Genomic DNA, 16,544 nt, shown 5'->3' with positions numbered 1-16,544 from the left:
CATCGACCGGAGAACGTGGTGCTCGACCTGCTGGGAGCGGCAAGTGCAGGAGACGAAGCCCTGCGAGCAGGGACCCGCCGACGGCCGGTCGTGCTGCTTCGCCGAGTATGACATGACAATGCCCCGCGTGCCGATCTGCGCGGAGGCACAGGCGGACTGGCAGGTTGACATACCCTCACCTGCCTCCTCGGAGGCGAGAGCCTTGTGGACTGAGAGTAGATACCACTACTCTCCGATAGTGCGAATATCTGAACTTGCCCGAGCGGCGTCCACGCCGGTCACCGCCGTCAAGTACTACCAACGCGAAGGCCTCCTGCCCCCCGGCGAGAAGTCGGCGCCGAACCAGACCGCCTACGACGACCGGCACGTCGAACGGGTCCGGCTCGTCCGGGCACTCCTGGAGACCGGCGGGCTCTCGGTCGCCGTGACGAAGCAGGTCCTGGCCGTGCTCGACGCCGAAACCGCACCGCTGGCCGAGGTCTTCGCCGTCGCCCAGTACGCCATGACCACCCCGCGCTCCCCCGAGTCCGAGGCGACCCCGGAGGCCCGCGCCCGGATCGAGGAACGGGTGTCGGCCGCCGGCTGGTGCGCGACGTCGGACAACCCGGGACTCGAGACCGCGGCCCGGGCGCTCGACGGGCTGCGCACCATCGGGTTCGACGCTCCGGACGACTACCTCGACGCCTACGTGTCGGCAGCGGCGAGCGCGGCACGGGCCGACGTCGCAGCACTGCAGCACCGCGACGGCCGGACCGCGATGGCGGAGCTGATGGTGATCGGGACCGTCCTCGGCGATCCGCTCTTCGCGGGACTCCGGCGCCTGGCGCAGCAGGACGCCACCCACGACCTGTTCCCCGTCGCCGACACGGACGAGGCTGGCGCATGACCGCTCCGCTGCACGTCGTCCTGGGCGGCAACGGTGTCGTCGGGCGCGAGACGCTCCGTGCACTACGTGAGCACGACGTCGCCGCCGTGTCCGTCGGCCGGCGCCCGTCGACAACAGCAACGGCAGGCAACAACGAGAGCGAGAGCGGCAACGCCCGCACCGACCACGTCATCGCCGACCTGCTCGACCCCACCGCCGTCCGCCGCGCACTGCACGGCGCCGACGTCGCGTACCTCGTCGCCGGACTGCCGTACTCGTCGAGGGTCTGGACGGACCAGTGGCCGCGGATCGTCGACAACACCGTCGAGGCAGCCCTGGCCGAGGGCACCCACCTGGTGTACTTCGACAACGTCTACGCCTACGGCCGCGTCACCGGACCGATGACCGAGGACACACCGGTCAACCCCTCCGGCCGGAAGGGTGCGGTGCGCGCGGCCGCCCTCGAACAGCTGCGGACCGCGGCCGACCGCGGACTGGCCGTCACCATCGGGCGGAGCGCCGACTTCACCGGCCCCGGGGCGACGACGAGCGTGTTCAACGGGTTCGTCGTCGACCGGATCGCCGCCGGCAAGCGCCCGACCTGGCTGCTCGACGCCGACCAGCCGCACTCCCTCACCGCCACGACCGACATCGGCGACGCGCTCGTGGTCCTCGGCACCGACGACCGCGCGACGGGCCGGACCTGGCACCTGCCGACCGCCCCGGCGCTGACCGGGCGGCAGTACGTCGAGCTCGCCGGGATCCCTGCCGCTCGCACGGTCGTGATGTCGTCGGCCACGCTGCGCTTCGGCGCCCTGTTCAACACGTCCGCCCGCGAGACGCTCGAGCTGCGGTACCAGTACACCGCCCCCTACGTCTTCGACTCGTCGGCGTTCGAGCAGACCTTCGGCGTGCACCCGACCCCCACCGCTGACGTCGTGGCCGCCGCCCTGCTGCACGCCCGGAGCGTGACCAGGTGATCGCCGCCGTCCGCCGAGCGGTCGCGTGGCACCCGGCACTCATGGCCGTGGCAGGCCTGATGGTCGTGTCCACCGCGGTCTGCCTCGTCGGACTCGTCGTGGATCCCAGGACCATCCTCGGGGCACCAGCATGGATGAAGCCCCTGAAGTTCTCGCTGTCGATCCTGCTCTACGCCGTCACGTGGGCGTGGCTCATCGCCCACCTGCCGAAGTGGCGGACGCTGGCTCGCCGACTCGGCACCGTGGTCGCCGTGGCCCTGGTGGTGGAACAGGTGCTCATCGCGTGGGCCGCCGCGACCGGTACGACGAGTCACTTCAACGTGTCGAACAGCGTGCACGTGGTGGTGTGGGCCGTGATGGCGACGGCGATCACGACGCTGTACCTCTGCACCTTCGTCACCTCGATCGCGCTGTTCTTCCTGCGCCTGCCGACCCCCGCACTGACGGTCGCCGTCCGTGCCGGTGCCGTCATCGCGCTCGGCGGCATCGGGGTCGCCTTCCTGATGACCGGCCCGACCCCCACCCAGCTCAGCGCTCCGGACGGGATCGTCGGCGCCCACACGGTTGGGATCGCGGACGGCGGACCCGGTGTACCGCTGCTCGGGTGGAGCACGGTCGGCGGCGACTACCGGGTCGCCCACTTCGTCGGCATGCACGCCCTGCAGGTGCTCCCGCTCGTGGCGCTCCTCGCCGCCGCCGCGGGTCGGCGCCTGCCGTGGCTGGCCCACCAGACCAAGCAGGTGCGGATCGTCGTCGTCGTCGCGGTCGCGTGGGCGGCGGGCACCGTGCTCCTCACCGTGCAGGCCGCGGTCGGACAGTCGGTCGTCCACCCCGCCGGCGTGGTCGCCACGGTGGCGTGGGCGCTCGTGCTCCTGGCCGCGGCCGCGAGCGCGGCCGTCCTGCTCCGCGCCCGCGGCGTTCCGGTGGCGCGATCCCGCTGACGGTCGGCTGCCGGGCGGCGGCAGCGGGCTCCGGACGCGACCACCCACGGCCTGGAGGCACGGTGCCAGCTGGCACCGTGCCTCCAGGCCGTCACGGCGAGCGTTCCGGACCCGCCCGTTACGCTGTCCCCGTGTCAGAGCCGCGCCGCAGTCCGGGGAACCAAGCTTCACTGCGTGAAGCCAACCGGGGCCGGGTCGTCAGCGCGGTGAAGCGGCACGGCGGACTGACGCAGGTCGAGCTCGCCGGGGTGACCGGGCTCTCCCCCGCGACCGTCTCGAACATCGTCAAGGAACTCGTCGCGACCGGTGCCCTGCACGCGACGCCGAGCACCTCGAGCGGCCGGCGGGCGCTCCGCGTGACCCTGCCGCACGGCCTCGGGCTGGTCGCCGGGGTGCACGTCTCGCCGCGGCACCTGCGGCTGGCGCTGTCGGACCTGAACGGCGCCGTCCTGGCCGAGCGGCACATGCCCCTGGCCCGTGACCACCGCGCGGACGCCGAGCTCGACAAGACCGCGCTGCTCGTGCTGGACATGGTGGAGTCCATCGAGTCGTCGATGGACGAGGTGCTCGCCGTCGGCTTGGCCGTGGCCGCCCCGATCGACGCCCGCACCGGGATGACGGCGCGCGGTGGGATCCTGCGGGGTTGGGACGGCGTCGCGCTCGGCCAGTCGCTCGCCCGGCGGATGGACAAGCCCGTGCAGGTCGACAACTCCGCCAACCTCGCCGCCCTGGCCGAACACCGGAGCGGAGCGGCACGCGGCCGCGACACCGTGGTGACGCTCGACGTCGGCAACGGCATCGGCGCCGGACTCGTGCTGGGCGGGCACCTGTTCCGTGGGCACCACGGCATCGCCGGCGAGTTCGGGCACACCCCCGTCCTGCCGAACGGGCCCCTGTGCCGGTGCGGGAACCGCGGGTGCCTCGAGGCGATCGCCGGCGCGCCCGCCGTGCTCGAGGGCGTCCGCGACGAGGTCGGCACCCTCAAGCTGGCGGACCTGATCCTGCGCGCGATGGGCGGCGACCAGGTCTGCATGCGTGCCGTGGCGGACGCCGGGCGGGCGATCGGTTCGGCGGCGGTGGGGCTCTGCAACGTCCTCGACCCGGAGCGGGTCGTGGTCACGGGCGAGTTCGCACGTGCCGGGGAACTCCTGCTCGGCCCGATGCGGCACGCCCTCGAGTCGTCGTTGATCGTCGACGTGGACGGCACGCCGGACGTGGTGCAGGGGCAGCTCGGCGAGAAGGCCTCGGTGACCGGCGCGCTGGCGCTGGCGATCGAAGCAGTGGACGTGACGCGCGCACGCTGAGCGAAGACGCTCCCTGCCGGGCCCCACGCGCCCGCCGACGTGGCCGCCCCGCCGCTGGCCTGGCCGCCCCGCGCCCTCCGGATAACGTTTTCGTCACGGCGCGCGGTCCTTGCGTTCAACTCTTGCAGCCAAGAACGCTCGCTGTCACACTCAGGGCACCGCCGATGGGGGCGGTCCACTGTTGGAGGACGTTTCAATGAAGAAATCCACCACACGAGCGATGCTGGGCGTCAGCGCCCTGCTGCTCGCGATCACCACCCTGGCGGGCTGTTCCAACGGCGCGGACGCCGGGACCGGTTCCGGCGGGGGCGGCGGGGACGCGTCGAAGGCCAAGATCGGCCTGCTCCTGCCCGACTCCGTCACCGCCCGCTACGCCAGCGCCGACCGCCCGCTCTTCACCGCCGAGGTGAAGAAGCAGTGCAGCGGCTGCTCGGTCATCTACGCGAACGCCGACGGCGACGCGTCGAAGCAGCTGCAGCAGGCCCAGTCGATGCTCACGCAGGGCGTCAAGGTGCTGGTCCTCGACCCGTTCGACGGCGAGGCCGCAGCGTCCATCGTCCAGCAGGCGAAGGCGAAGAAGGTGCCGGTGATCTCCTACGACCGGCTCATCAACAGCCCCGACCTGAGCTACTACATCTCGTTCGACAACGAGAAGGTCGGTGAGCTGCAGGGCCAGGCACTCGTCGACGCCCTCAAGGCGAAGAAGGTCCCGGAGGGCTCGGGCATCATCATGGTGAACGGCTCCCCCACCGACAACAACGCCTCGCAGTTCAAGAAGGGCGCCCACTCGGTCATCGACGACAGCGGCTACAAGGTGCTCGCCGAGTACGACACTCCCGGGTGGGACCCCGCCAAGGCGCAGGATTGGGCAGCCGGCCAGATCAGCAAGCTCGGCAAGGACAAGATCACCGGCGTCTACGCGGCGAACGACGACACCGGCGGCGTCATCGCGGCCCTGAAGTCGGCCGGCGTCACCGAGCTCCCGCCCGTCACCGGGCAGGACGCCTCACTCGCGGGCATCCAGCGGATCCTCGCCGGTGAGCAGTACATGACCGTCTACAAGGCCTTCAAGCCCGAGGCGTCGAAGGCCGCCGACCTGGCGATCCAGTTCGCCAAGGGTGAGACCCCGAAGGGCGACACCACCGTCGACACCGCCGGCGGCGCCAGCGTCCAGTCGACGCTGCTCGACCCGGTCGCCGTCACCACGGACAACGTCCAGTCGACGGTCGTCAAGGACGGCCTGTACGAGGTGTCGAAGATCTGCACCGCGCAGTACATGTCGGCCTGCGACAGCGCCGGCATCAAGTAGGCCCGACCCCCTCTGCCCGCCCGGTCCGACTGCGGACCGGGCGGGCCTCACCGATCGAGGACGACACCCGTGAGCACGACACCCGTGAGCAACGCGTCACCAGCAGCACACCCCTCCGCCGACCCGGTGATGTCCCTGCGCGGGATCACCAAGCGGTTCGGCGCCGTCCAGGCCCTCAGCGACATCGACTTCGACGTCTACCCGGGCGAGGTGGTCGCCATCGTCGGCGACAACGGCGCCGGCAAGTCGACGTTCGTGAAGATCCTCGCCGGGGTCTACACACCGGACGGCGGCACGATCACCTTCGGCGGCGACGAGGTCACCGTCCCGAACCCCGCCGCGGCCCAGACCCTCGGCATCGCCACGGTGTTCCAGGACCTCGCCCTCGCCGACAACCTCGACGTGGTCTCGAACCTGTTCCTCGGTCGCGAGATCGCCCACCCGTTCCTCGACGAAGAGGAGATGGAGCGCCGCTCGTGGGAGCTCCTCCAGCAGCTCGCCGCCCGGATCCCGTCGGTGCGGATCCCGATCGCGTCGCTGTCCGGTGGGCAGCGGCAGACCGTGGCGATCGCCCGCTCGCTGATCGGCGACCCGCAGGTGGTCGTCCTCGACGAGCCCACCGCAGCACTCGGCGTCGCACAGACCGCCGAGGTCCTGAACCTCGTCGAACGCCTGCGCGAGCGCGGACTCGGCGTCGTCCTCATCAGCCACAACCTCGCGGACGTGCAGGCCGTCGCCGACCGGGTCGCGGTCCTTCGGCTGGGGCGGAACAACGGCACGTTCCGCATCGACGACGTCTCCTACGAGGAGATCATCGCGGCCATCACCGGCGCCACCGACAACGCCGTCACCCGTCGCGCCGCCGCCCGCACCGAGCAGGAGACCAGCGCATGAGCAAGACCGACGAGACCCTCACCGCGGCGACCCCGACTCCTTCGGCCGCGGACCTGCAGGACGAGCGGCTCCTGCGCGACCAGGGGATCGGCGGCGCGGCGAAGGCCTTCGTCCGCCGAGTGCGCGGCGGTGACATCGGTTCGCTGCCGGTGGTCGTCGGGCTCATCGTCATCTGGGCGGTGTTCCAGGCGCTCTCCCCCGACTTCCTGTCCCCGGGCAACCTGGTCAACCTCGCCCTGCAGTGCGCCGCGGTCGGCACGATCGCGATCGGCATCGTCCTCGTGCTGCTGCTCGGCGAGATCGACCTGTCCGTCGGCAGCGTCAGCGGGCTCTCCGCCGCGATCCTCGGCCAGGGGCTCACGACGCTCGGCTGGCCCCTGTGGCTCGTGCTCACCGTCGCCCTGGCCGTCGGTGCCGCCGCCGGTCTGCTCTACGGCCTGCTGTTCACCCGCTTCGGGGTGCCGAGCTTCGTCATCACGCTCGCCGGTCTGCTCGGGTTCCTCGGGCTGCAGCTGCTCATCCTCGGCCCGAACGGCTCGATCAACCTGCCGTACGACTCCCCGATCGTGCAGTTCGCGTCGGCGTCGTACCTGCCGCCGTGGCTCGCGTACCTGCTCGCCGTCCTGGCCGCCGGAGGACTCTTCTTCACCGAGATCCGACGCGCTGCCCGCCGCCGCCGTGCCGGGCTGTCGACCGGGGCGATGTCGCTGACCATCGTGAAGGCCGTCGCCCTGTTCCTCGGCCTCGCACTGATGGTCTGGTACCTGTCGCGCGACTTCGGCACCGGCACCTCGTTCGTGTTCTTCATCGTGCTGGTCGTGCTGATGAACTTCGTGCTGAAGCGCACCCGCTGGGGCCGTTCGGTCTTCGCGGTCGGTGGCAACGTCGAGGCCGCACGGCGCTCCGGCATCCGGGTGAACCGCATCTACATCTCGGTGTTCATGCTGACCTCGCTCTTCGCCACCGTCGGCGGCATCCTCGCCGCCGCCCGCCTGAACTCGGCGAGCCTGTCGTCCGGGGCCGGTGACACGAACCTCAACGCGATCGCCGCCGCCGTCATCGGCGGGACCAGCCTGTTCGGTGGCCGAGGCAGCGCCTGGTCGGCACTGCTCGGCATCATCGTGATCCAGTCGATCTCGAACGGGCTCACCCTGCTGAGCCTCGACTCGTCGATCCGCTACATGATCACCGGCGCGGTCCTGCTGCTGGCCGTCATCATCGACTCGCTCTCGCGGCGCAGCCGCGCCAGTCACGGCGCGGCCTGAGCGGGGCCCTGGACCCCGCCACGCGGACGGACGGGAGGCACGGTGCCAGCTGGCACCGTGCCTCCCGTCCGTCTCGGCGCGCGTCTCGGATCCGGAAGACGCCGTCGTGTTCCCGCGACGCCGCCTCGTGCGCGAGACGCCTCCGAAAACGGAGGCGTCTCGGCGACTGGGCGGCGTCTCGGCGCGCTACTTGCTCTTCGAACCCGAGGTCCCCGGCAGGCTGAGGATGTTGTCGGTGCCCTGCGGCACGACGATCAGCGAGCCGTTGTCGCCGGCGCTCTTGAGCGCCTCGATCTCGCGCTGCTTGAGGGCGGCGTCGGAGAGCGGGTGCTCGTTGAGGACCTCGTTGGCGTCGGCCTGACCCTGCGCCTCGGCGACCTGCTGCTGCGCCTGCACCTTCTTGGCATCCAGGAGCGCGCGCTCCTTCGTGACCTGGATCTGCGCCTGCTGCGCGGTGGCGTACGCGTCGATGACCGACTTCGGCGGGGTGATCTCCTGCAGGGCGAAGTTGTCGACGTGCACACCCGAGCCCTTCCACCGCGTCTCGAGCGCCTGGATCATCGCCTTCTCGACGGTGCCGCGCTTGGTGATGAGCTCGATGGTGGTGAAGTCGTTCGGCACCTGGCGGACGACGCTGCGCACCGAGTTGCCGATGAACTGCGTCTTGAAGTTCTCCTCGGTCTTGTACGACCGGTAGATGTCGGTGACCGACTTCGCGTCGATGCTGTACTGCAGGTTCAGGCTGACGTTCGACGAGACGCCGTCCTGGTCCTGCACCGTGACGTACGGGCCGGAGCGGACGTTGCCGTTGTTGTCCGAGTCGGAGCCGTTGACCGCGTTGATGTAGGTGACGGTCTGGTTCCGGATGTTGAACGTGTGGAGCGTGGCCCACGGTGCCTTGAAGTGGAACCCGGAGTCCGTGGTCTGCCCGACGATGTTGCCGGAGATGTCCACCTGCACCTTCGACTCGCCCGTGTCCTGCGCGTACAGGGTGCTGCCGAGCGTGAGCCCGACGAACAGGACGCCGGCGGCGGCCGCGGTCCACGTCGCGATGAGGTTCGGGCGGCGGGTCGGGACGGCGGGACGTGCCTCGCGACCGGGTGTGGCCGGTCGTGCGGGGGTGGAGTAGGTGCGTGTTCGGAAGAAGAGCGCGACGAGCGCGATGACGAGGAAGACGATGGCGGCGACGAACATGACGATCACTCCTGGATGCTTGTCCGTGCAGTCTGCCGTACCCGGAGGGGTGCGGGTGACGCGGGGGTGCGTGGTGGCGGGCGGTGCGCGCCGTCCGTGTCGCCCCGGTCGCCTGGCGCCGGTTCCGTCTGGTGCGAGGTTGCACACGTGGTGCGACCCCGGATGCCTCGCACCACGTGTGCAACCTCGCACCGCGCGGACGCGCTCGGGTCGGGGCCGCGTGGGCTAGGCCGGTCCGACGATCTCCTCGATGCGCTCGAGTCCGATGCGGCAGCGTCCGAGGTACTCGTCGTACAGGTCCGGTCGCCGGTCACGCGCCCACCGTGTGACGTCGAGCAGGTGCAGCGCAGTCATCGACGCGAGCCGCCGGTGGTCGTCGTCCGACGTGAGTCCGGCAGCCGTCATGAAGTCGTCGTGGTCCGCGCGGGTGACGGACCCGTCGATGAACGTCCACGTGAACACCCGGCGGGCATCCGTCCACGGTGCCGGCCCGGTCTCCGCGGCGCCCCAGTCGATGAGCACCGGCCGCTGGCCCGGACCGCGGGAGATCAGGTTGCGAGGTGCGAGATCGCCGTGGGCCAGCCCGAACTCGAACTGCGCCTCCGACAGCGGAGCGAGACGATCACGCAACCGGTCCGGCGACGCGTAGGCACCGTCACGGAGCAGCGGATCGTCGTCGCCGAGCGCATCGAGGTTGTAGTCGAGGTGCGCCGTCCAGGCGAGCCGGAGGTCGTCGCCGAACCTCGTGAACAACGACCGAGGCGCATCGACGAGCGGGATCATGGCGACGGCTCGCGCGGCGCTACCGAGCCACCGCCACGGGCGGTCGATCGGTCGTGGGTCAGGTGCGACGTACTCCGACACCGAGAAGGGGACACCGCCCTCCGACCCGTGGGCGAGCGGTTCGGGGACCGGGATGCCGACCCGGCTCGCGCTTCGTGCGGCCCACGACTCGACGGGGTACTCGTCCTGCCGGAGCGGGTCAACCGGGAAACGCAGCACGACCGGAGCAGCACCCGCACGGTCCACCCGGTAGGTGTGGTTCACCGCCCCGCCGGGTAGCCGTTCGATCCGGTCGACCGATCCGCCGACGGAGCGCAGGACGACTCGGAACCACTCCTGCTCGACCACCTCGTCCGACATGGGACCAGCATGGCCGCTCCGATCAACCGTCGCGCGGAACGCTGTTCGCAGCGCGGGATGCGGCAGCGACCGACACGATGCCCCAGATCGCCGCGTCGACGATGAACAGGAGCACGGCACACCCGATCGCCGCCCACCAACCTGGACTGTCCATCACGACCTCCCCGCACCACGCTGACGAGCGCGAGGAGAACGACCAGCACCACCAGGTCGACGACGCGGCTGCCCCGACCGGTCGTCGGGAGCACATGATGACGTGTGCGAATCCTGACGATCAGTGCGACGACGATGCGTGTCTCCGCACAGCAAGAAGCTGTATGGCCGCAGCTGGCTGATGCGGCGCTCCACGACGCCCGGGCAGGTCGGACGCCCGCACCGATGGTCTGGTTCAGGACCGACCTCGGAGTGTCCGGCGTGATCCCGATCTCCCCTGCCGACCCGGTCCGCTTCGACGAGGTCGACAAGGAACCGGAACGGTTCCTCGGCACGGTGATCGCACTCGGGCCGGGAGCGCAGCCGAGCGACTGACCCGGCTCAGGAGACGGGCGCGCCCGCCCGATCGATCTGGGCCAGGACTCGGCGGCTTCGACGCACGCCGATCACCGTCGCGACCGTGACGAACACCACGACGACGGCGATGAACACCAGGAACGCCAAACCCCAACCGAACGTCGTGGCCGCGGCGCCGCCGAGTCCCAACAGGCTCAGCCCGGTGCCGACCAGGGTCGGGGCCGAGGTCCGGGTGGACCGACGCTGCCACGCGAGCATCGCCCGTACGAGCGGCACGGCCTCCGGCGGCACCGGTGCCTGACCGCTGACCTGTCGTCTCACGGACTTGCGGTCCGCCGGGGTGAGCGCGCCGAGCGGCTGTTGCGGCGTCTCGACGAGGTAGGGCAACAGCCTGCGGTGGCGTCGAGCACGGCCCCATGCGGTCACGTTCACGACCGCTCCGGCCAGGGCGAACAGGAACCAGATCACCGATTCGGTGCGGAGCACGGAGGGAACGCTGGTGAACGCCCACAGGATCGACAGGCCGGCGAACCCCGCCTGCTGCGACATGGCGACCACCGTCGGCCCGTGCTCGACCAGGTACTCGGCACGACGCGTCGCCTCGGCGAGGTCGCTCGGGTTCACCACCCCGGCACCTCGACGCGCACCGAACTGATCCGACCGGCGCGCGTCGTCGCCGTCACGGCCGGGTCGTAGCTGTCGGCGGTCGCCAGGTAGAGGGTGCGGCCGTCCTCGCCACCGAGCGCACAGTCGATCGCGCAGTCCCCGGGTACGTCGATGCGGTCCGTCACCTCGCCACCCTCGACGACCCGCAGGAACTCCCCCGTGTCGACCGAGCAGACCCAGATCGCGCCGTCACGGTCGACGGTGCTGCCGTCCGGGGTCACGCCACCGGGCAGGGCTGCCCACTCGCGCCGCCCGGTCAGCGAACCGTCGTCCTCGATGTCGAACGCGGTGAGCCGGCCACCCCACGTCTCGCTGACCACCAGGGCCCGGGTGCCGGGCAGGATGTTGGCGCTGTTCGGGAACACCAGGCCCTCGGCGGCCAGGCGGACGGAGCCGTCGGGGTCGATCACGTAGAGGGGGCCGGGGCGCAGTTCCTCGCCCGCGTACAGGTCGTAGCCGAAGGCACCGATGTAGGTCCGGCCGGTCTGGGCGTCGACGACCAGGTCGTTCACGAGCGACGACTCGATCGTGGACAGGTCGGCGAACACCGAGGTGCTGCCGTCCGGCTCGACGGCGACGACCGTGCGGGACTCCATCGAGCTGACGATCAACCGCCCGTCGGCGAGCCACCCGAGCCCCGACGACTGCCCGTCGACGGTGGCCTCGAGCCGGGGGCCGTCGGTCGAGGACGGGTCGACCGAGAACACCTCGCCGGTGTGCATGTCCGAGTACCAGAGCCGTCCGTCGTGCCAGCGGTTCCCCTCCGGGAAACGGATGCCGGAGATGACGATGTCGGTCGCGGAGTCCAGGGTGATGTGCACGGATCCAGCCTGCCAGCGGGACCGGGAAGCTGCCCGGACGGATGCCGTGACGGCGGCCTAGGGTCGTCCCATGCCGGGTCGTCATCTCATCCACCACCTGGGCGTCTTCGCCAGCGACTTCGCCGCGAGCGACGCGTTCTACACCGCCGCCCTCGCGCCCCTCGGCATCGGAGCGGGCTACCGCACGGACGCCGTCGCCGAGTTCTGGCAGCACGGGGACGACACCCCGAGCGTCTCGCTCGAGACTGCCCGGACCCCCGAGGCGACGACGCGCGGACTCCACCTGGCGTTCGAGGCCGGGTCACGGAGCGAGGTCGACGCCTTCCACCGCGAAGCCGTCGCCGCCGGCGGGGTGTCCCGGCACGAACCGCGCTACTGGCCGGAGTACCACGCGTACACCGCGTTCGTGTCCGACCCGGACGGGAACAACGTCGAGGCGCTGATCAAGGAAACCCGGCCCTGACCCACAGGACCGAGGTCTGCGCGACGGACCGGGCACGACGGCCCCGGCACCACGGATCTGGCACGATCGACCCATGCCCCTCGACGGAACTCCCCTGCACCGGCTCGGCTTCCTGACGATCGGGTCGTTCGACCCCGCACGACCGTCCGAGGGCCACGAGGACACCCTGCGCGTGATCGAGCGCGCCGAGGCCCTGGGCTTCGACAGCGCCTGGCTGCGCCACCGGCACCTGCAGCACGGCATCTCCTCCCCCGTCGCGGTGATGGCGGCCGCCTCGCAGCGCACCTCGCGCATCGACCTCGGCACCGCGGTCACCCCGATCGGCGCGGAGAACCCGTTCCGCCTGGCGGAGGACCTCAGCACGGTCGACGTCCTGCTCGGCGGCCGTCTGAACCCCGGGTTCTCGGTCGGCACGCCGATGAACTTCGACCTGTACCGCGACGCGATCTACCCCGACACCCTGGAGCACGAGGACCTCGGCAACGACCGGCTCCTGCGCTTCCGTGACCTGGTGCGCGGTGACCCGGTGACGGCCACCGCGACCGTCGAACGCCGCGGCATCGAGGAGTTCGCGAGCACCGTCCAGCCGCACAGCGCCGGTCTGGCCGAACGGATCTGGTACGGCACCGGCAGCACGAAGTCGGCCGTGTGGGCGGGTGAGAACGGCTTCCACCTGCTCACCTCGAGCGTCACCCGCAGTGAGAACGGCACCGACTTCGCCACGAACCAGCGCGCCCAGATCGACGCCTACCTCGACGTCCACCCCGACCCCGCTGCCGCCCGCGTCTCGCAGGGCCTGGTCGTCATCCCGACCGACACCGCGACCGCCGAGCAAGCGGCCCGCTACCGCGCCTACGTCGAGAGCCGCTCGGGTCGCGTCGGCGTGCCGCAGGGCCCTGCCGGGATGCTCTTCGCCGCCGACCTGGTGGGCACGTCGGCCGAGATCGCGGACCGGCTGCGTGCCGACGTCGGCTACCAGGCGGTCACCGAGGTCGCCTTCGCGCTCCCCTTCTCGTTCGAGCCCGACGACTACGCGCAGATCATCACGGACATCGCCGAGCGGCTGGGTCCGGAACTCGGCTGGGCGCCGAAGCGCGCGGCCTGAGAACGGCGCCAGACCGACGGACGGGAGGCACGGGGCCAGCTGGCACCGTGCCTCCAGGCTCGGCCGTCGCCCCGCTGGCGCGGTGCGCCGGTACCGGCTGGTGGGGCCCACCTCCCGTCCGCCGTCGACTCGCGCCCAGGGCGCGCGCTCTGGGCACCGGGTCAGTCCTGCTGGTCCGCCTCCACCGCGTCCCGCAGCCGGTCGAGCACGTCCGGCACCGCTGAGCGCACCCGGCTCCAGCTCGGGATGAACGGCTTGTCGTTCGGCCGCGCCGTGAAGGCGCCGCCGGCGTCGAGGATCGCCTTGGTGAAGAGCTCCACGGCGGCTTCCTCGGCGTGCTGGTCGAACGCGAGCCCGCTCATCTCGGCTTCGTGCCGGTACACCTCGACGATGTCGAGTGCGTTCCGGTAGTACGTCGCCTTGAGCACCCGGAACGAGTCGGAGGTGAGCGGGACGCCCATCGTCGCGAGCTTCCGGAGCAGCGACTGCACGATGTCGTTGCCCATCCGGGCGAGGCCGCCGGTGCCGTCGGCCTCGGCGAGGGGCTGGTGCTTGTGGTCGTACGCGTCGGCGATCTCCACCTGGCACACCTGCCGGGTCGCGTAGTCGCGGTAGACCTCGGAGAGCATGCCGATCTCGAGTCCCCAGTCGCCGGGGATCTTCAGGCCGTTCAGCACGTGGGCGCGCATCGCGAACTCACCGGACAACGGGTACCGGAAGCTGCTGAGGTACTCCAGGTACTCGGACTCCCCGTAGACCTGGCGGAGCGAGCGGAGCAGTGGCCCGACGAGCAGCCGTGCGGCGCGGCCGTTGATCCGGCCGTCGGCGACGCGGGCGTAGTAGCCCTTCGAGAACTCGTAGTCGAACGCGGGGTTCGCGACCGGGTAGAACAGCCGCGCGAGCATGCCCCGCTCGTAGGTGGTGATGTCGCAGTCGTGCAGGGCGATGCAGTCCGCCCGCTCCGACGCCAGGGCGTACCCGGTGCAGTACCAGACGTTCCGGCCCTTGCCGGGCTCCCCCGGCGCCAGACCAGCACGCTCCAGTTCGGCGTCGAGCTCGCGCAGTCGCGGCCCGTCGTTCCACAGGATCCGGTGCCGCTGCGGCAGCCGCGAGAAGAACTCGCGGGCGTGCTCGAACTGCGAGCGGTCGGCGCGGTCGAGCCCGATCACGATCTCGCTGAGCCAGTCCGCCTCGGCCAGCTCGTCGACGATCCGCGACAGTGCCGGACGCTCGAGCTCGGAGTACAGCGCCGGCAGGATCAGGCTCATCGGGCGCTTCTCGGCGAAGCCCCGCAGGTCCTCTTCGAGACTCGCGGTGCTGCGGCGACCGAGGTCGTGGAACGTCGTGATGACGCCGTTCTGGTGGAAGTCGCTCATCGGTGGCTCCTGACGGACGGGGTGGTGAACCGGGTGAGTCCCTCGGTCCAGCCCTGCGGGCCGGGGGCGGTCGTGCGGTGGACGCGCTCGGGGCGGTCGTCGGCGAGTGGTCCGGGTGCCGGGCCGTGTCCGCGGACCACGACGGCGAAGTCGACGACGTCGAGCAGCGCGGTGTCGTTCGGGCCGTCACCGAGTCCGACCGTGCGCGGGACCGAGCCCGTCCGACGCTCGTGGTCGGCGATCAGCGTCCGGACGGCCGCGCCCTTGTCGCGGCCGGCCGGCAGCACGTGCCAGAACCGGCCGCCGCGCACCAGGTCGAGGCCGACCGCGGCGAGCGCCGCGCGGAACGCGTCCGCCCGGTCGTCGTCCTCGGCGTGCCAGAGCAGCACCTCGGACGCCTCGCGCTGCTGTGCTCGTCCGGCCGCATCGAGGTCGAGTCCGGTCCACGCGGCGACGACCGCGTCGATCACGCCGCCGAAGGTCTCGAACCGCAGCTGCAGTGACTGGCGGACGCGATCGAGTTCTGCGTGCAGCCGCTCGAGGTCGCCGTCGCGCGGTCCGACCAGCACGTCGCCCGCCGGCCCGACGACGACCGCGCCGTTCTCCGCCACGAACGCGTGTCCGTCGAGCCCGGTGCGTGCCTGCAGCGCCGTGATCTCGGCACGCGTCTTGCTGCTGCAGAACACCACGGGGACGTCGTCCGCCCGCAGCTGTTCCAGCATCGGCAGGGCCGCGTCGAACGAGTAGTCGTGGTGGTCGAGGAACGTCCCGTCGAGGTCCGTGACGATCATCAGGTCGGGTGTTGGCATCGTGCTCCGCTGGCGGCTGGCTGGGCTGCGGGCGACGATGCCCCGGACCACCCTGCCACGCGCATGCGTCGGTTGGGTGAACAAGCCGGCGTCGGTCGCGCGACGTGACCAGCGGACGGACTGGAGGCGCGGTGCCAGCTGGCACCGCGCCTCCAGTCCGTCACGGCGTGGGGACCGCCGCGCCGTCACCAGGGCAGGGTGCCCTCGCGATCGGTGACGGTGCCGGTCGGCGTGTCCGCGCCGAGGGTCGCGACCCGGACGGCCGCGTCGGCGCCCTCCTCGACGCTGTGCCCGAGGTTCCCGGTGAACTCCGTCGCGGTCTGGCCGGGGTCCACCGCGTTGAAGCGGACGTCCGGCGTCGTCTTCGCGTACTGCATCGTCAGCATCGTGACCGCGGTCTTCGACGACCCGTACGCCGCGAGCGGGTACTGCGACTCCACGCGTTCGGGGTCGTGGATCATCGTGAACGACCCGAGGCCGCTCGTCACGTTGATCACCGAGGGCGCAGCGGACCGCCGGAGGACCGGTAGGAACGTGTTCGTCACACGGACGACGCCGAAGACGTTCGTCTCGTAGACCGCGCGCAGCTGGTCGACGGTCATGCCCTCGGGTGCGGTGACGTCCCCGAGGATGCCGGCGTTGTTGATCAGCACGTCGAGGTGCCCTGCCTGGTCACCGATCGTCGCGGCGGCCGCGGCGACGGAAGCGTCGTCCGTGACGTCGAGCTGCACGAACGAGGCGCCGAGTTCGTCAGCGGCTCGCCGACCGCGATCGGTGTCGCGGGCGCCGATCCACACGGTGTGCCCGGCGGCGATCAGCCGTCGCGCGGTCTCCCGGCCGATGCCCTTGTTGCCGCCGGTGATGAGGGTGTTAGTCATGGTGTTCCTTCGAGCTCGTTG

General features: G+C 71.1%; 18 protein-coding genes. 10 read left to right on the top strand and 8 right to left on the bottom strand.

Annotation, left to right across the window (positions count from 1 at the left end; all coding sequences use genetic code 11):
- The first annotated feature begins 238 nt into the window (after positions 1-238).
- From DEJ29_RS06355 to DEJ29_RS06325, 7 genes are all read left to right on the top strand, one after another.
- Positions 239-886, top strand: coding sequence for a MerR family transcriptional regulator (locus tag DEJ29_RS06355; protein WP_111057399.1), 648 nt, complete (start codon positions 239-241; stop codon positions 884-886).
- On the top strand, positions 883-1,845 hold the full coding sequence (locus tag DEJ29_RS06350; RefSeq protein WP_111094639.1) for an NAD-dependent epimerase/dehydratase family protein: 963 nt from the start codon (positions 883-885) through the stop codon (positions 1,843-1,845). Before DEJ29_RS06355 ends, DEJ29_RS06350 begins: the two co-directional genes overlap by 4 nt.
- Positions 1,842-2,786, top strand: a complete 945-nt coding sequence (locus DEJ29_RS06345) for a hypothetical protein (RefSeq protein ID WP_258375918.1) — start codon at positions 1,842-1,844, stop codon at positions 2,784-2,786. The genes DEJ29_RS06350 and DEJ29_RS06345 overlap by 4 nt, the downstream gene beginning before the upstream one ends.
- A gap of 131 nt (positions 2,787-2,917) precedes the next feature.
- Positions 2,918-4,090: an ROK family transcriptional regulator gene (locus tag DEJ29_RS06340; protein WP_027464817.1), complete on the top strand. Its 1,173-nt coding sequence runs from the start codon at positions 2,918-2,920 to the stop codon at positions 4,088-4,090.
- Positions 4,091-4,286: 196 nt separating this feature from the next.
- On the top strand, positions 4,287-5,399 hold the full coding sequence (locus DEJ29_RS06335; protein WP_111094640.1) for a sugar ABC transporter substrate-binding protein: 1,113 nt from the start codon (positions 4,287-4,289) through the stop codon (positions 5,397-5,399).
- A gap of 129 nt (positions 5,400-5,528) precedes the next feature.
- Positions 5,529-6,293, top strand: coding sequence for an ATP-binding cassette domain-containing protein (locus DEJ29_RS06330; protein ID WP_111038920.1), 765 nt, complete (start codon positions 5,529-5,531; stop codon positions 6,291-6,293).
- Positions 6,290-7,558 (top strand): sugar ABC transporter permease, encoded by a 1,269-nt coding sequence (locus DEJ29_RS06325; protein WP_071404281.1) that lies wholly within the window; start codon positions 6,290-6,292, stop codon positions 7,556-7,558. Before DEJ29_RS06330 ends, DEJ29_RS06325 begins: the two co-directional genes overlap by 4 nt.
- Positions 7,559-7,744: 186 nt before the next feature.
- Here the strand turns inward: DEJ29_RS06325 and DEJ29_RS06320 are convergent, their stop codons facing one another.
- The 3 genes from DEJ29_RS06320 to DEJ29_RS06310 form a co-directional block, all read right to left on the bottom strand.
- Positions 7,745-8,752, bottom strand: coding sequence for an SPFH domain-containing protein (locus DEJ29_RS06320; RefSeq protein ID WP_152377666.1), 1,008 nt, complete (start codon positions 8,750-8,752; stop codon positions 7,745-7,747).
- A 225-nt stretch (positions 8,753-8,977) separates the two neighbouring features.
- On the bottom strand, positions 8,978-9,895 hold the full coding sequence (locus DEJ29_RS06315) for a phosphotransferase family protein (RefSeq protein WP_110864791.1): 918 nt from the start codon (positions 9,893-9,895) through the stop codon (positions 8,978-8,980).
- Between the two features lie 22 nt (positions 9,896-9,917).
- Positions 9,918-10,049, bottom strand: coding sequence for a hypothetical protein (locus tag DEJ29_RS06310; RefSeq protein ID WP_258370797.1), 132 nt, complete (start codon positions 10,047-10,049; stop codon positions 9,918-9,920).
- A 224-nt stretch (positions 10,050-10,273) separates the two neighbouring features.
- Here DEJ29_RS06310 and DEJ29_RS06305 point away from each other — a divergent pair, with 224 nt between their 5' ends.
- Positions 10,274-10,423, top strand: coding sequence for a hypothetical protein (locus DEJ29_RS06305; RefSeq protein WP_181422693.1), 150 nt, complete (start codon positions 10,274-10,276; stop codon positions 10,421-10,423).
- Positions 10,424-10,429: 6 nt separating this feature from the next.
- Here the strand turns inward: DEJ29_RS06305 and DEJ29_RS06300 are convergent, their stop codons facing one another.
- The gene (locus tag DEJ29_RS06300; protein WP_111094641.1) at positions 10,430-11,032 is read right to left on the bottom strand and encodes a hypothetical protein; all 603 of its coding nucleotides are present in this window, start codon (positions 11,030-11,032) and stop codon (positions 10,430-10,432) included.
- Positions 11,026-11,892 (bottom strand): SMP-30/gluconolactonase/LRE family protein, encoded by an 867-nt coding sequence (locus tag DEJ29_RS06295; RefSeq protein WP_111094642.1) that lies wholly within the window; start codon positions 11,890-11,892, stop codon positions 11,026-11,028. The genes DEJ29_RS06300 and DEJ29_RS06295 overlap by 7 nt, the downstream gene beginning before the upstream one ends.
- A 70-nt stretch (positions 11,893-11,962) precedes the next feature.
- On the opposite strand from DEJ29_RS06295, the gene DEJ29_RS06290 reads away from it, so the two are divergent.
- Both DEJ29_RS06290 and DEJ29_RS06285 read left to right on the top strand, forming a co-directional pair.
- The gene (locus DEJ29_RS06290; protein WP_110864788.1) at positions 11,963-12,355 is read left to right on the top strand and encodes a VOC family protein; all 393 of its coding nucleotides are present in this window, start codon (positions 11,963-11,965) and stop codon (positions 12,353-12,355) included.
- A gap of 73 nt (positions 12,356-12,428) precedes the next feature.
- Positions 12,429-13,460, top strand: a complete 1,032-nt coding sequence (locus DEJ29_RS06285) for an LLM class flavin-dependent oxidoreductase (RefSeq protein WP_111094643.1) — start codon at positions 12,429-12,431, stop codon at positions 13,458-13,460.
- A 161-nt stretch (positions 13,461-13,621) separates the two neighbouring features.
- Here the strand turns inward: DEJ29_RS06285 and DEJ29_RS06280 are convergent, their stop codons facing one another.
- From DEJ29_RS06280 to DEJ29_RS06270, 3 genes are all read right to left on the bottom strand, one after another.
- The gene (locus DEJ29_RS06280) at positions 13,622-14,836 is read right to left on the bottom strand and encodes a glycosyltransferase family protein (protein WP_027464806.1); all 1,215 of its coding nucleotides are present in this window, start codon (positions 14,834-14,836) and stop codon (positions 13,622-13,624) included.
- On the bottom strand, positions 14,833-15,645 hold the full coding sequence (locus DEJ29_RS06275; RefSeq protein ID WP_111094712.1) for an HAD-IIB family hydrolase: 813 nt from the start codon (positions 15,643-15,645) through the stop codon (positions 14,833-14,835). Before DEJ29_RS06275 ends, DEJ29_RS06280 begins: the two co-directional genes overlap by 4 nt.
- A 185-nt stretch (positions 15,646-15,830) precedes the next feature.
- Complete coding sequence (locus tag DEJ29_RS06270) at positions 15,831-16,523, bottom strand: SDR family NAD(P)-dependent oxidoreductase (RefSeq protein ID WP_111094644.1); 693 nt, start codon at positions 16,521-16,523, stop codon at positions 15,831-15,833.
- Positions 16,524-16,544: the final 21 nt, after the last annotated feature.

The sequence above is a fragment of the Curtobacterium sp. MCPF17_021 genome, from assembly GCF_003234605.2.
Classification (GTDB): Bacteria; Actinomycetota; Actinomycetes; order Actinomycetales; family Microbacteriaceae; genus Curtobacterium; species Curtobacterium flaccumfaciens.
Note: the sequence above shows the minus strand (reverse complement) of the source record. Positions and strands in the feature narration are given on the sequence as shown.